Here is a 16,200-nt window from a genome sequence, read left to right on the forward strand (position 1 = left end):
CCCCTTTACTCTTTAACCGCGCCCAACATAACTCCGGAAACAAAATAGCGCTGCAGCCAAGGGTATACGATGAGAATCGGAACTGTAGAGAATATAACAGTAGCGGCTTTTAGACTCTCAGGCACAACAGCCTGTACTTGACTTCCTTCCATTCTCATCATATCGTTGACCTGGCTGTTTTGAATCATTTGAAAGAGCTTCAATTGGAGCGGATAAAGCTCGGGTTTTGTAATATACATTAACGCATCTTGAAATCCGTTCCATCTTCCCACCGCGTAAAAAAGACTCAGTGTGGCCAGCGCCGGCATGGACAAGCGCAAGGTAATCCGCCACAGCATGCCGAAGTAGCTGCATCCGTCTATTTCCGCAGATTCTTCCAATGCCTTAGGGATGCTATTAAAGAAAGAAATGAGAATGATTAGATTAAATGCACTGACTAAACCGGGCAGCACCATAGACCATACGGTGTTCAGCAGATTCAAGCTGCGCATTAAAATATATTCCGGTATCATGCCTCCGCTAAAAAACATGGTAAAAATGATGATCACCATAAGGATTTGACGACCCTTAAGCTCTTTCTTCGATAATGGGTACGCGGCGGCGATGGTCATGATCATACACAATACCGTACTTAGCGCCGTCAAGAAGATCGTAAAGCCCAAGGAACGAATCATCGCCATATTCGTAAACACTTTCTTGTACGCTTCCAAGTTCGCTTCAAGCGGCCATAAGGAAACTTTACCGGATGTAATAGGTGTTGTTCCGCTCAAAGATACCGCAATAATATGGATAAAAGGAATAAGACAGAGCACTACGCTCACTGCTATACATGCAATAAAAACTGTATCATAAACCCGGTTTACTGCCCGTTCATTCATCGTACTGACTCCCTTCTACAGCTCACTTAAATAATGCCGTCACCAGTCAACTTTTTGGAAGCGAAGTTAGCTCCAATCAAGAAAATCAACCCTACGATGGCCTGGAATAATCCGACCACGGTCGCCAGTGTATACTGTCCGGATTCAAGTCCGACTCGATACACGAACGTACTTAAAACTTCCGAATAATCACGGACGATCAGATTTCCGATAATATACGGTCGGTCAAAGCCGATGGATACCATATGGCCTAGATTAAGAATCAGCAGCGTTGCCACGGTTGTTTTGATTCCCGGCAGCGTGATATGCCAGATGCGCTTCATCCTTCCCGCTCCGTCAACCTCGGCTGCTTCAAATAATTCCTTGTTGATTCCCGTTAGGGCTGCCAGATACAGGATCGTTCCCCACCCCGCGCTTTGCCATACCCCCGTTAATAAATAGGTGAGCAGCCAGTAATTTTTATCCGATAGAAACGGGATGGATGGATAGCCCATACCGGTGAGTATGTTGTTAATCATGCCGGAGTCATTGCCGAAAACTTGGTAAACGATGCCGCCGATAATGACCCAGGATATAAAATGGGGAATATATAAAATCGTTTGGGAAAGCTTCTTAAACCATACGACCTTTATTTCGAACAGGATAATAGCCAAAATAATCGGTGCCGGAAAAGATACCAGAAGATCAAGAAAATTCAGCATAAACGTATTTCGCAGCGCCTTAACAAAATCAGGATTTTTGAATACTTCCCGAAATGCCTCAAAACCTATCCAATCACTTCCGTTAATCCCTTTGAAAAAATTGAAATCCTTAAATGCAATTTGCACGCCATACATCGGTCCATATTTAAAGATGAAAAAGTAAACAATCGGCAATGCGACTAAGGCATACAGCTGCCAGTATCGTCGAAGGTATACGTTCATATTAGCTGCTTCCTCCCCTAACACCCAATCTATTAAAATCAAAGGAGCGCCTACTTCACGCTCCTTTGATTTGGTGCAACCGCGGGCTTAACCTCCGGTTACTTTGTTTGAATTTCCTTCCATGCAGCTTTACGTTCGTCAAGAACCGCTTGGCCCCCGCTGGACATATAGCCCTTCATCATCGAGTCGAATACGGCTTCGAATTCATTTGGCTTCGCCATCGTTGCTTTTACGATCAGTTCTTCCGCCTTCGTTAGCAAGGTTGTTCCGTATTTGCTTTCCGCATCAATCGGGCGAGGCGTGTTGACTTGTGCAACCCCATCCGTATTGGAGATTTCAAGCGCTTTTCTAGTGTCCGCTTGGTATCTTTCCGGGAAGTTCTTCACAAAAGCTTCATCGCTTTTCTTTTGAGTATCCAGAACCAATCCGTTTGCAAGGATACCAAGGTCGCCACCGCTAAACGTGTTATTTTTTGCTGCTGGAGCTGGGTTATCGATAATTACAGGAATTCCATTGCTGTCAAGATTATAGTTTTGGCCTTTAACACCTTTCAGAATCGTCAACAGGTTGTCGCCGGTTGACATCCAGTCCAAGTATTTAACGGCTTCGACAGCATTTTTGCTGGACTGTGGAATCATGATATACATCCCGTTTGGAGCAGAGATCGGCTTCGTATGTTTTCCATCTTTATTGGTGTAGGAATCAACAGGAGTCAGTACTGCTGTCGGAACGTTCTTTTTCAGGGAATCATAGGTTCCATCGTTATAGAAGATGTTAATGTTATCCTCGCTGAAAAAGCCTACTTTACCGTTCGCGATATCTTTAACCAACGTTTCCTTCTTTTTATCCAATGCGAAATCCTGGCTCATCAATCCTTCATTGTACAACTTGTTCATAAACTTGACAGCTTCCTTAAAGCCCGGCAGAAGAATTGGATAATCACGGGATGCCAGGGTTTGCGTTTGTTCGAAACGGGTTTGATCGCTGACATTATCGATAAAGGACCAGATGAGCGGCTCATACTGGGCTGGAGCAATGCTCATGCCAAGAGGAACCACTTTGCCGCCTGTTGCTCCAGGGTCCTTTTCTTTAAATGCCTTTAACACGTTATACAGCTCATCCGTCGTATTTGGAGCCTTCAGATTCAGTTTATCCAACCAGTCTTGGCGGATGAACGAAGCATACTTGCCTGTTGTCGCACGTTTGGCCGGAATCGCATATTGCTTCCCTTTGAACTGGCCGATCTTCATAATATCATCGCCAAGGAACTTGGAGAGATTCGGGCCGTATTGCTTCACCAAGTCCGTGACCTCTGTCAAACCGCCTTGGGAGGCATACTTGTTGAAAGTAGCTTTATCATAAGTAATCACGATATCGGGTACATCCGTGTTGCTGGCCATCAAGATGTTCAGCTTTGGTACTTCTTCACTTCGCGGAACCGGAACGAAATCCACGTTAATGTTGTTCGGCTTACCGAAATTATCCTTAATATAATTGGTAAGAAATGAATTCGTGATCGTTACACCTTCCGGTGGATTGCCACGATCCCAAAGCTCTACTTTCAGGTTGCCGGCTTTGGCTGGCGCACTGCTGCTTGCCGGAGCTGCGCTCTGGCCTGCCTGCTCTTTCTTATCAGAAGAACAAGCGGTCAATACGGTCATGCCTGCAAATAACATGGAAAGACTTAGTACGGCGAACTTCTTCGTTTTTCTTTTTTGCATGAATGCCTCACCTTACCCACTTTTTAAATTTGTTTTAGAGCTCCGAAGCCGATCCCGTTTGTGGAACTGCCTCTGGAACACATTATTGCGCTTTTATGCTGACTTCGACAATAAACTAGTTTCACATGATAAACTTCAACCGTTGGAAACTCAAAGAAGGCGTGAATAAACTTTTTTCCCGATAAACCAAAAAGCCATTCGCGGTCAAAAAAAAACTTATTCCGCTCAGAATGAACCATCACTCTGGGGAATAAGCACCTTTTTTTACTTTTTCTCTGTATTTTTCAGTTTACGGAAATCCCCAGGCGTTACACCAACAACCTTCTTGAAAACTCTGCCGAAAGTAATAGCGTTGGCATATCCCACGTTCATGGCGATATCCTGGATCGTGTCGTTGGTGTTTTCAAGTAACGACTCTGCCCTATTCATCCGGAGATGTACAAGAAAATCAACGAATTTCGTATTGAATTCTTCTTTGAATAAGTAGCTGGCATACTTTCCGGAAATTTGGAACTGGTCGCTCAGATGCTTCAATGACAGATCTGGGTTGGCATAATTATTCTCAATGTACTTTTTGATTTCCTCAATCAAGGCCCTGTAGCTCTTGGATTCGTTCACCGATACATAAGTCTGAAATAACTCCGTCAACCAATCCGATACAATCTTCTGAACTTCATGAAGACTGGAGGCCTGCACGACGGATGTCCACATCTCATCCCACTGCTGCCCCTTAAACCTGTTTGCTAAGGTGTCAGATAACTCTCCGACCTCCCGCTCCAGTATCTTCATCAAGGTTTCAAGCTGCAGGTGAATTTCTTCATTTCTTAAATTATCATTAACAAAAGACTGAAAAATGGCATCCAGTCTTAACCGCCAGCCATCTCCCGCCAATCGGAACTCCCGAACGAACTGAGACATGGACTGAAAATATTGATAGCTATGAAAGTGTGATTGTTCAGGCAGCTCCTCGCTCATGACTACGGCTTCTTGCCCAAGAGACAGCTTATGACGGAGGGCGGAGTCGGCAGCCTGATACGATAAGTAAATCTCTGCCGGTTCCGTCACGACAGATCCGATCCCCATCGTTAATGAAATGCGCAAATGTTCATTTATCCAACTATGACACTTTTCACCAACGGCTCTGAGTACAGTTTTGTCGGGAATATCCTCTTTCATACTAACTATCGTTCCCAGCTTATCACTGCTTATCCACTCGAACCAGCCGCTCATATGATAGTCATTGATGATTTCATTCAATACGTTCATCACTGCGTATTTCAGAATATTTTGATCAGAGAGGGAGAAATTCTGTTGAAATTGACCATAGCGGTTCAATTCGACGATAAACACCGTGAATCCTTTAGGCTTTGCATCGCCGGCGAAGGGCCTCATTCTCTCGATACGTTCGCTTAGGTCCTCCATACGTTCGCCTTCAATTAAACCGCGGAATAGCTGTCTGCGAAGGACATGTTCATTATTCCGGCGCTCCTTCTCATAATCAGTGGTCTGCTCAATCAGATTATCCAATGCATAACTGATCACTGTAAGGTCGTCCTTTAAAGTGAGCTTCGCGTCTGTAATTGGTAGTTGGAGAAATTGCAACCGGTTCATCATCTTCGTAATAGGCCGATAATTTCGCCTTGTCATATAAAAGATAAACACCATAGCACCAATAATGGTAATGATTCCAATTACAATCCATATATAAGAGATCAAGGATACCCAAGAAAATAATTGCCCAGCCTGAATACCGCTTTGAAATGTCCAGTTCAGGTGTTTCGAATGAATGGTAGTTAGCACTTTGTCCTTTTTCAGATAACCGCTACCCAAGAATTCAAACACCTGATTACCGCTTTCATCATATACGTCGAGATAAGAAACGTTCCCGCTTAGGAGGCCGTTGATCATTCTTTCTAGTCTGTACTTGCTAATATTAATAACCATCATCCCGTCCTGGCCAAATGGAATTGGCAAGGATCTGCTGAGGGAAAAAACGGGCACTTGACTTTGCGTATTCGCTTCCGGATACTTGCGGACCTTACTCCAGCCACGGCTTTCGGGCTCCTTCAGCCTTTGGCGAAGGAAGTTCGCGTCAGCGAAAGCGTTAAGCTCGACAAGTCCGCTCTGTGTAAGCACACTGTCTCCTTGCTTACGATAAATATAAATGGAATCAATTAAGCTGTAATTGTTTATTAAGGTATTCATGTTGTTTACTACATCATAATAACGTTCGTTCGACCTTGCATCAGTGGACGGATAAAGAAAATCGTTATAGGAGTTCTCCAGTTCCAGCTCTTGCAAAACCTTCATCTCCATTTCACTCATCGTGCGATCAACGGTGTCCACAATATAGCTTGTCGATATACGATTGGCTTTGGAAGTTTCACTTCTAGAGATATCATTAACAATAAGAAATGACATGAAAATGAGCACCGTTACCGTCAGAAGGAAGATCGGCATGTATATTAACAAAAATTTTCTCGAAAACGTATTCATTTAAGTCGTCCTCCTTCTGACTCCGTAATAGGTAATAACTAAAGTGATCGGATTATTGACAGATTAACGGTAGAACAACAAGTATGGAACGATGTCACGGTTTGTTAACATTCAACAATTAAACCTAACAACATCGTTTCCTCCGGTACGCTCTGAGAGAGCTCTCGAATTTATTTATAATACTATAAACTTAACGAGATTGAAATGTCACGTTTTGGCAAGTTCGTTTGTTTGATTGGGCATAATATTTACAAAATCCAGAGAGTGCGAATGCAAGAAGCAACTTATGGAGATCACCCCTAATACCCTGCTGGAGTTTGGGAAGGACATTTCGCAATTATTATGATGCTTTTACAGAAAAAATTGAAGCGAGGGTATTATTCCTCGTCACAAATGTTTTATACAATGCGAACACGAACACGTTCTGGGAACCGAACATCATGGCTTTAGCCATCTCGACCGGTTCACTCGGCACCGGAGAGCTGATCAAATACGCATGGCAGCAGCATGAGCCCAGTAGCGAACGCGGATAGTTTCAAACCGTTCTGCAGATACATCGGCAAAATAATCATACTTGATAAGATGATCATCATACACGAAAGCACAAGAAGCAGCCCCACGATAAACATAGGGTACTTCAAGACGCGCAAGTTCATCATCGACAACCCTGATTTTATACTTTCTGATATATTAAGAAAAAAAACCGTCAGGGCATCCTGACGGTCCTTTTGCGTGAAAACCCATACTTTTGTGCATGGGGAGAGATGGATGTGGGGTTCCAACCGCTGTTGAAGTCGTGTTCTTTGAATTTATTATGCGGTATAAACACGACTTCAAAGGCGGTCCACCGCAAAGCGCCTTTCCACCCTCACACCCATCCCTCTTCTGTTCTACTTTGAACTGCCTTCAACTTCTTTTTTCCCCATTCGGGTTTCAATCCCAATCACAAGGGGAAGATGCGTGTTGCCGTGCAGATTGTCAAGCACATCCTTCCCCACCGCCAGAGGATTATTAAAATAAATCTCTGTCGAAAAGTTTGGCCAGTTCGAGTATGCTCGTATCGCCTGTAATCTTATATAAGCTGCAGAGGGAATCAGCGATCCCTCCAAACTCATTCACCGGATTTACCTTCGTACAGCGGAGAATCCCGTTTTCCTCGAATTCCAACGTATTGAGCGTAGTATTGGTTGAACGATAATAACGAAACCTCAATTCGCGGGCTTGGATTCTGCCTTAGCAAGTACATGAACCGCAGTCCCTGCCTCCGCCTCAAACGAATAGGTTGATGCGTCGAGTTGCGTTGGCTCATAAATCTCCCCTTCAATCCATAATTGGATGGGCAGATTGCAACGAATACGATACACCCCTTTATAATCTGGCTTCAGATCAGCATGCTGTAATTGACCGTCCTTCCATGCCATATCTACCGTTACCGCACCGCGGGCGCGAAGCCCCGTTACTTCACCATTGGACCATGCATTAGGGAGAGCTGGTAACAAATGAATGGCGTCAGCATGGCTTTGCAGCAGCATTTCCGCGATACCCGCAGTCCCGCCAAAATTGCCGTCTATCTGAAACGGCGGATGGTTATCGAGAAGGTTGGGCAATGTGGAGTGCTTCAAAAGGGCAGTTACATTTTCGTATGCTTCTTCCGCATCTCCCAGCCGAGCCCAAAAATTCACAATCCAGGCGCGACTCCAGCCTGTATGTCCGCCTCCGTTTGCAAGTCGTCTCTCAAGTGTCCGGCGAGCAGCAGCACTTAGGCTTGGTGTCTTCTCTGGAGTGATCTGTGTTCCCGGGTGTAAAGCGAACAAGTGTGAGATATGACGATGTCCTGGCTCCACTTCCTCATAATCTTCAATCCACTCCTGTATTTGTCCATGACGCCCAATCTGGGGCTGTGGCAGCTTATCCATTGTAAGTTTAAGCGTTGTCAAGAAGTCCATATCCGTCTCTAACTGTTCACCTGCCGCTAGACATGCGAGAAACAATTCGCGAGCAATCTGGCTATCCATGGATGGCCCATAGCAAAGCACGCCCGTTTCCCCATTCGGCAATCTATATGTGTTTTCAGGTGAGACAGAGGGGCAAGTGACAAGCACTCCACTAGGAAGTTCGACCATATAACCAACAAGAAAAGCAGCCGCTTCTTTCATCATCGGGTAAGCACGTTTCAGAAATGCCTCATTCCGCTCGAATTGATAATGTTCCCAAAGATGCAGACATAACCATGCAAGACCTAGGGGCCAATATGTCGAGGGTAGATAAAGATCCTGCGGTGCGGTATCCGCCCAAATATCAGTATTATGATGGGCAGCACTGCCACCGCAACCATACATGACTTGAGCGGTTCGGCGACCGTTTGGAATCATCCGTTCGATCAATTCAAAGAGAGGCTCATGGCATTCGGATAAATTGCAGATCTCAGCCGGCCAATAGTTCATTTGCGCATTAATGTTAATGGTAAATTTGCTGTCCCAGGCCGGTAACATATCCTTATTCCAAATCCCTTGCAAATTCGCAGGTAAAGATCCTGGTCTGCTTGAAGCAATAAGCAGATAACGGCCATACTGAAAATATAAAGCTAGAAGTTCGGGGTCTTCAGCTCCAGCTTTCATCCGTTCCAATCGTTTCGAGGTGTCTTGTTCCACAGCTTTGAATGCAGCATCAAGCCTTAACGACGTCCGCTGAAACAGTTTACAATAATCTTCAATGTGGGCTGTTAATAAGTCGATATACGTCCGTGAAGCAGCACGCTTGGCATTTGCAAACGATGCGGATTCAGGATCGGACTCTCGAAAATCCGTGGCGGCGGAAATGACCAATGTGACGGCATCGGCATTGGTCACGACCAAGTGCTCCCCAATCGTACGCATTTGGCCTCCCTCTGGTTTGCACATCAACACACCGCAATAGTTAACACCTCCGCCACTATTGCCGCTCATTATGATCGAATTACCTTCTTCTGTGCGGATATGGTCTACGTATCGGAACCTTTCCCTTCCCATCCTTGCCGTAAAGGAAATTTGGCCCGGCGTATCAGCCGTCAATCGAATCACAATCGCGCCGTCCGGATAGCTCGCAAAGATCTTGCGACGATAATGAACCTTACCCGCCTTAAAGGAAATACTGACCACTGCTTCTGATAAATCGAGCTCCCGTTCATAATTGATGACTTGGTTATCGTCTAATGTTTGGAAATGAAGAAACAGATCGCCGAGCGGCACATAATGACGCTGGGTTTCAGGGATCGCAGTTAAGGCAAGCGAAGCGAGGGACTCGGCTTCTTTGAGCTTCCCCTCAAAAATGAGGTGGCGAATTTCCGGAAGATGTGCCAAAGCATCCGGGTTATGCCGATCCCTTGGCCCTCCATACCATAAGGAATCTTCATTAAGCTGCAATCGTTCGGAGCATGGCCCTCCGAAAATCATAGCTCCCAGCCTTCCGTTGCCAATCGGAAATGCTTCGTCCCAATGCTTGGCTGGGGAGCGAAAAAATAGTCTTTCTTTGTACTCTAAACGTGCTTCACTCATGATGATTGCCCCTTCACTTTACAATCGTATTCTATTTTTAATCAGCGCCTCTCAACAGACGCGCCTTCCATCTGCTTGTGAAACTTTCTTGGTGTAAAGCCCGTAATCTGCTTGAATTGACGGCAGAAGTGCTCCACATTGTTATACCCGCAGCGTAAAGCGACCTCCGCGATGGATAGAGAGCCGTGCAACAAATATTCCTTGGCTTGGCGGATGCGGCTTGTAATCACGTCATCCATACAAGAAATCCCGAAAGTCTTCTTGTAAATTGTCTGCAAATACCCAGGACTGATGCGGATAGAGTCGGCCATTCTAGGAACCGCCCAGTCCTGGCTAGGATTACTGTAAATGGCGGTCCGAAGCGATAACAAGTTGTAGTATTTGGGCGTAATTACTTCTTGAAAGTAAGATTCCAGCAGCTTGTTAAACAGGGTTCTCAGTAAGCAGTCAATGGATGATTCTTTATAATCTTTTTGAAAAGAGTGTTCGCTGACGAGAAGTTGGAATATTTTGTGGCAGTATTCAGGGTCATTCAATGAAAATGGCACTCCGAATGGAAGCGATGTTTCCGTAACATACGATTCGTTGGATTCGAAACGAATCCAGTCGTTCTTATATTGTTCCGCGCAGGCCCGGTAATAAATTTTTTGATGGGGATGGTATAAAACTCCACTGTGTGCTGGGTACTCCTTCAATTCTTCATTGACCCAGAACAGGGCAGGTGTATGGGTCACGACAAGCAGCCAACAGTTATGGCCCTCAGGGATATCGAACACAAAATTGCTTGCGTGCGCGGCATCATATTCAACATAGAAAATGTTGGTCATCATGATCCTCCAGTATCAAAAAAATGACAATACATCAATTATTTTTATTAGCATATATGACTGTTTGAAAACAGTCAACGAAGCAACACCATCATCGTGAGCGTCCAAAGCAGTGATAGTAATGAAACGTCATCCGATTCCGCAATCGTTAAAGAGACCTTGGTTGAAAACCAAGGTCGTCTCGTAAGCTTGGTCGTAAACCTCGTTAACGCCAAAGGCGGTCTTTACCTTCACGAACATCGACCGCTTATTGAAATGAGAAGTTTGCCGTTTTTTTGAACCTCAATGTCACCCTCTTTGGAGATCAGGATATAGCTGCCGAATTCCAGTTTCATGGAACTTCCTCCCCTAGTCAATCTATCCTACCGTATACGAATTCAACGGATTTTCTCTTGAAATATTGTCTCACGAGAAGCTGCATCATATCGCTGGGTTGTTCCCTGGAAAACTCGGCTTGATCCACGAATCGCATGCCGTACGGTGCCTTTGGCGTATAAGGCTCCCACCGTGGCAAGTCCTCTCCCGTAGAATCTTTGCCGTTCGGATCTCCACAACGAATGAAGTTCGCCCAGTAATTGCACATTTGGCGGGCAAGATCGTAATGTTTGCCGACGAACGGCCTCCAGCATTTGGCGAGGGTCTCGAAGAAGAACCAGAGATCCACCGAGTGGAACGTTCCAGGGTTATCCCAACCCGGGATTCCTGCATCGAAATTGTAATAGTAAAGCGGGAGATTGGCGCCGGTATCCGCATTGGCCTGTCCGGCAATCCGTATCGCGTATTCGATGCCACTTACCGAAGCTTTTTTCAAGACCTCATCGAAGTTGCCTGACGGAAATCCGCAAACCTCAAGAAATTCATTAGCATCGTCGCCGAATAAGTTGACGGCCAAGTTCTTGATTTCGTCCAGCGAATCGGCCTCCGGAGCACTGAAAAACTCGGATGACGTATGGCCGAACATCACCGGTACCTGCAAGCGCTTGTTTTGAAGGAACAATTCGAACGCGCCGCCAACACTGAACTTATTGTCGACGACGGTGCCCCAGAACGCCTTGTACTTCAGCATCTTGTCTCGGAGAGAAACCGCATCCAGCTTCCGGGCTTCCGCAAGCGAGGAAATGCCGAGAAATTCGAAGAATTGAACGCCTTCCTGTTCGGCTTCCGTGATATCGCGCAGAAACCTGGGCGTGCGGACTCCTGGGTAGAGCTCCGTGAATACCCCGCTCTGCACGATCGCTCTCTGAAAGAGGCCGTTGTTCTGCGGTGAAGTAAGCTGGCTCATGACGCTTCCGCCGCCGGCAGATTGTCCGCCGATGGTGATGTTCTCCGGATCGCCGCCGAAAGCAGCGATATTGCGTTTGACCCATCTTGTAGCAGCTTGTTGGTCGAGGTGGCCGAAGTTCGCGGGAGTTTCCGGCGATTCCGCCGTGATTTCAGGGTGGCATAGAAATCCGAACACGTTCAGACGATAGTTGATCGTAACCACGACGATGCCTCTTCGGGCGATGCGTTCCCCGTCAAACTCCATCTCGGCCGTATGACCGACCTGCAGGCCTCCTCCGAAATACCATACGTACACCGGCAGCTTTTCATCGGCACGGTTAGCCGGGGTCCACACGTTAAGGTAGAGGCAGTCCTCGTCCATGGCGATGTCCGGTTCCACGGCCCATTCCCGGGTATAAATATTGTTGTCGTCGATTTCTTGTCTGGCCTGCATCGAGACAGGCGCGAATTCGTACGCGTTGAGCACGCCCTCCCAGTCTTTGACGGGCTGCGGAGCACGCCAGCGGTTCTCTCCTACGGGCGGAGCGGCAAACGGGATCCCTTTGAAACTTGTGATCCTGGGGTCGGCTGCCGGCAACCCTTGTACCAATCCGTTTTCAACGTTTACGACTCTAAGCATGCTTGATTTCTCCTTTCATTAAGCAAACTCGTTCCACGAAAGCGTTCAACAAGGGTCTGTAATAGATCATCGACAGACTGTGTATTTGTCTAGAATCAGAAAATGAATGAGGGATATATAAGATCATACATATCCCTCATTCATAAAAAAATTATTATTTTTACTTTTTAGCTAATGCATCGGCACGCATTTTAATAATCTTTTGCGCTTTTTCCGTATCCACAGCAACTACATCATTCCAGCCGAGGCCTATCACATCTTTCTTCATCATTTCCCAAAGCTTGTCGAACTCTGCTTGATTCTTTGCGAATACCATTTTCCAGAGATGTGTTCTTTACATAGTCAGAAATCTGGCTGCGTTTATTTTTAATATCTGATGAATCGCTTCCTAAACTTGTATTGATATTGGGGACGATATCGATCATCTTATGTTTCAAGTAGTAATCTGTTGCGTTTTCTGCATTATAAGTGTTCTGCCAATCCGTCGTTAGCGCTGTCTTGTTCGCTTCAATTGTTGGGCTCCAGTAATTGCTGTTATAGAACTCCCCTGTCTTTGGATCTTTGGCAAAATCGCTAATGATCATCGTGTTGAGCTTACTTTGTCCGTCCTGGTATCCGCCGCCTCCGTACTCTTCCGGAACAGGTGTATTTTTCTGGAATGCGGTTTGACCCACTTCGGTCAGCTTAAACTTGCCGTCTGCCGTCTTTTCGTAGTTGAAGCCTTCAAATCCATTCACATAGTAACGCAGGCCTTCAGGAGAAGTAGTCCAATCCATGAATTCCATGATCCGATCGGGATCATTGGCTTTGGAACCGATAGCAAAAACTCTTCCATTGCCGTAATAAGCATCGCTTGCCTGAATAATGTGCGTGTCAGCGATCGGAACAGCAACATTCCCGTCACCTTTTTTACCTCTTTCAATTGAATTGTAGAACCCTGTTTCCCATGAATACCACAAGAGAAGTACCTGCTTGTTGGTCAGCTTTTCGGAAACTTTGTTCCAATCCTGGGTTGGTGAGTCAGGGTCAACCAAACCCATCTGATTTGCTTTAAAATAGAATTGCAGAATCTTCTTGTACATACTGTTGTCATCGATGAGCGGAACGATGTCGCCTTTTGCATTCAACTGGATGGTGGTGGTTCCTTCTGGCTGCTCATAACCGTACCAATTGCCTAACCAGCGTGCATTTTCCATAGTGCCTCTGCTGTCCCAATCCTTCCACAAGGTGATCGGAGCGATCGGTTTACCGTCCGGAGTCTTGGGATATTTCTCATGCATTTGCTTCAGTACATTTAAAAGATCATCCAAATTGTTCAGCTTGGGAGCCCCAACTCCCTTGAAATAATCCCAAGGCATTATTGGGCTTGAGTAAGGGGTTTGTTCCGAGAATGTCGTTGGAGAAGTATCTGCCTCAAAAGTCGGCAAAGCATAAATCTTGCCATCCGGATTTACTTTTTGAAATGCTGCATTGAAAGGTTTGAAATGATTATCCACATATTTGGACAGGTTCTGCGTATTCTTGATCTTATCCGTGAGATCCATAATCAGACCGGCTGGAATTAATTCTTCTAACTGACTGTTATTGACGATCAGGAGATCGCCCAAATTTCCTGCTGCCGATCTTGTCTTGTATAGCTGATCGCCGGCAACCTGCGGAGCAAGAATGTTCAATGTGATATTGAACTTATCCTTAATAAGCTTTCCATACCACCCTTTCTGCTCGCCTTGATAATTTGCTGCATTGTCAAAAACGGTAATGGTCAGCGGTTTACTGTGATCTATCGCTGTACTAGCCTTGGATATAGCTCCAGTACCGGAGTCTGGTGACTTACTTGGTGCCGTTGATGCAGCCTTATTGTTAGATTCGCCTCCACAGCCGGTCAATGCTACAGAAACCATGAAGAGGCAAGCAAACAACATCAACATCGATTTTTTCACTGCTTTACTCCGCTTACTCATGTTCAACCCCCCATATTCTTTCAATTTATTATAACGGTGTAAGTTATCCCTTCACTGCACCGATCATAATCCCCTTTACAAAAAATCTTTGGAAAATCGGATAAACCAACAAAATAGGCGCTACAACAATAATGGTCACCGTCATTCGAATTGAAGTAGTGGTTTGCTTTGTTGCCAGACTTGTTATGGCTGTCGAACCGGCATTCTGCAGGTTTACCATGCTGGATATGGAACTTGCCTGATTAATATAGTTATATAGAATAAACTGCAAGCTATATAGTTTGCTCTCCGTAACCAACAACAACGTATCCTGGAAGGAATTCCACTGATCCACTGCCGCGAATATGGCAACCGTAGCCAATATGGGCTTACAGATGGGCAACATGATTTTGAAAAAAAGGGTCATGGTCCCGGCCCCGTCGATACTTGCCGCATGTTGCAATTCCTTCGGCGTTGATTCCACGAAAGTCTTTACAAGAATGATGAAAAACGGAGCTACGATTGTCGGCAGAATATAGGCCAAAAAATTGTTTGTCAGATGCAAAGACCTCATTGTCAAATACCACGGAATAACCCCGGCATTAAAAAACATGGTTAAAACCGTATAGCGATACCAAAATTTTCTCCTCCACATATCCTCCTGGGTAAACATGAATCCCAAAAAGGCGGAAGCCCCTACCGTTAAAGTGGTTCCGATCACGGTCCTTCCTACAGATACAACGGCTGCATCCCACAACCCCGGTATTTTAACCACATCCACGTAGTTATGGAATTGGATTTGCATCGGGTAAAAGATAACATCACCTTTGGCACTGATATCGTTTGCACTTATCGTATTAATAATGATCGAGTAAAATGGATATACACAAATAAGCGCATACAGGGAAAACAGGAAATATATTAAAACAGTCATCATTTTGTCTGTTGGGCTGACCTGGACTTTAATTTTTCTAGTGAGATGGCTGCCAGGCACTTTATCATTCGGCGCCAGACCTACTGCTGTATCACTCATACAATACTCTCTCCTCTTAGTCTTTTTGATAGTCCGTTTACAGAAAAGAGAAGTACAACACTAATCAAGCTCTTTAGCATACTGATCGCGACGGACACGGAATAGCTGCCGCCCCCCATTGCCAGGTTGTAAACATATAAGTCTAAAGCCTGTATGGAATCCTTGTTAAATGCATTTTGAAATACGAAATATTGCTCCAAGCCATTATTCAGAAAACTCGCAATTTGCAGCATCAACAAAACAAAATAGGTCGGCACCATACTCGGCAATACGACATGCCAGATCACCCGCATTCTTGTCGCGCCGTCTACATAGGCCGCTTCATATAGAGAATCATCTATACTCATAATCGCCGCTATATACAATATGGCTGACCAACCCAATGTTTTCCAAGTCGTCCACATCCACATCATAATCCAAACATGGTCGGAGTTTTGAAGAAGTAATACCGGGGAATCGATAAATCCAAGTTGTTTCAAAAGGCCGTTGACTATACCTTCACTAGAGAACATTGAAAATGCCAGTGAATAGACCAATACCCAGCTGATGAAGTTCGGCAAGGTTGTTACCGTCTGTATAAACCTCCGGAAACGTACGGATTTGATCTCAGTCAGGAATATGGCAAAAATCATTGGAAGCCAGGAAAATAGCAGATTCAAGCCACTCATCCCAAACGTGTTCTTGAGTATTTGAAGCGTTTGATCGATCTTTACTTGGTTTTCGACCAAGGTATGAAACCACTTCAGACCAACAAACGGCGATTGGGACAGCGGAATCGGCGGCGTATAGTCAAAGAATGCATAAACCCAACCATATAGCGGGTAATATGCAAAGATACCAAGTAAAACCATAAAAGGCATAATAAAGAGGAATTTCATTATTGAGATGCTTTTCTTGCTATATTTTTCTATTCGTACCATGTCATGCCCCCTATTTTATATTCAAC

11 protein-coding genes and 1 pseudogene are annotated in these 16,200 nt (G+C 45.2%); all 12 read right to left on the reverse strand.

Annotation, left to right across the window (positions count from 1 at the left end; translation table 11 throughout):
* Positions 1-5: 5 nt before the first annotated feature.
* Positions 6-878 carry a carbohydrate ABC transporter permease gene (locus tag QFZ77_RS31700; RefSeq protein WP_307446050.1) on the reverse strand — a complete coding sequence of 291 codons (873 nt, stop codon included), beginning with the start codon at positions 876-878 and terminating at the stop codon, positions 6-8.
* 26 nt (positions 879-904) lie between these two features.
* Positions 905-1,801 carry an ABC transporter permease gene (locus QFZ77_RS31705; protein ID WP_307446052.1) on the reverse strand — a complete coding sequence of 299 codons (897 nt, stop codon included), beginning with the start codon at positions 1,799-1,801 and terminating at the stop codon, positions 905-907.
* Between the two features lie 98 nt (positions 1,802-1,899).
* Positions 1,900-3,522 (reverse strand): extracellular solute-binding protein, encoded by a 1,623-nt coding sequence (locus tag QFZ77_RS31710; protein ID WP_307446056.1) that lies wholly within the window; start codon positions 3,520-3,522, stop codon positions 1,900-1,902.
* Positions 3,523-3,786: 264 nt separating this feature from the next.
* Complete coding sequence (locus QFZ77_RS31715) at positions 3,787-6,018, reverse strand: helix-turn-helix domain-containing protein (RefSeq protein ID WP_307446058.1); 2,232 nt, start codon at positions 6,016-6,018, stop codon at positions 3,787-3,789.
* Positions 6,019-6,515: 497 nt separating this feature from the next.
* Positions 6,516-6,677: pseudogene (locus tag QFZ77_RS31720) on the reverse strand (MFS transporter); the annotation flags it as partial.
* 231 nt (positions 6,678-6,908) lie between these two features.
* The gene (locus QFZ77_RS31725) at positions 6,909-7,133 is read right to left on the reverse strand and encodes a hypothetical protein (protein WP_307446060.1); all 225 of its coding nucleotides are present in this window, start codon (positions 7,131-7,133) and stop codon (positions 6,909-6,911) included.
* Between the two features lie 93 nt (positions 7,134-7,226).
* Entirely contained in the window at positions 7,227-9,551 is a 2,325-nt protein-coding gene (locus tag QFZ77_RS31730; protein ID WP_307446062.1) for a glycoside hydrolase family 95 protein, read from the reverse strand.
* Between the two features lie 41 nt (positions 9,552-9,592).
* Positions 9,593-10,381 (reverse strand): helix-turn-helix transcriptional regulator, encoded by a 789-nt coding sequence (locus QFZ77_RS31735; RefSeq protein ID WP_307446064.1) that lies wholly within the window; start codon positions 10,379-10,381, stop codon positions 9,593-9,595.
* 349 nt (positions 10,382-10,730) lie between these two features.
* Positions 10,731-12,281: a carboxylesterase/lipase family protein gene (locus tag QFZ77_RS31740; RefSeq protein ID WP_307446066.1), complete on the reverse strand. Its 1,551-nt coding sequence runs from the start codon at positions 12,279-12,281 to the stop codon at positions 10,731-10,733.
* A 233-nt stretch (positions 12,282-12,514) separates the two neighbouring features.
* On the reverse strand, positions 12,515-14,242 hold the full coding sequence (locus QFZ77_RS31745; protein ID WP_307446068.1) for a type 2 periplasmic-binding domain-containing protein: 1,728 nt from the start codon (positions 14,240-14,242) through the stop codon (positions 12,515-12,517).
* Positions 14,243-14,285: 43 nt separating this feature from the next.
* Positions 14,286-15,254 carry a carbohydrate ABC transporter permease gene (locus tag QFZ77_RS31750; protein WP_307446070.1) on the reverse strand — a complete coding sequence of 323 codons (969 nt, stop codon included), beginning with the start codon at positions 15,252-15,254 and terminating at the stop codon, positions 14,286-14,288.
* On the reverse strand, positions 15,251-16,174 hold the full coding sequence (locus QFZ77_RS31755; protein ID WP_307446072.1) for an ABC transporter permease subunit: 924 nt from the start codon (positions 16,172-16,174) through the stop codon (positions 15,251-15,253). Before QFZ77_RS31755 ends, QFZ77_RS31750 begins: the two co-directional genes overlap by 4 nt.
* Between the last annotated feature and the right edge of the window lie 26 nt (positions 16,175-16,200).

Origin of the sequence: Paenibacillus sp. V4I3 (assembly GCF_030817215.1) — a bacterium.
Lineage (GTDB): Bacteria > Bacillota > Bacilli > Paenibacillales > NBRC-103111 > Paenibacillus_E.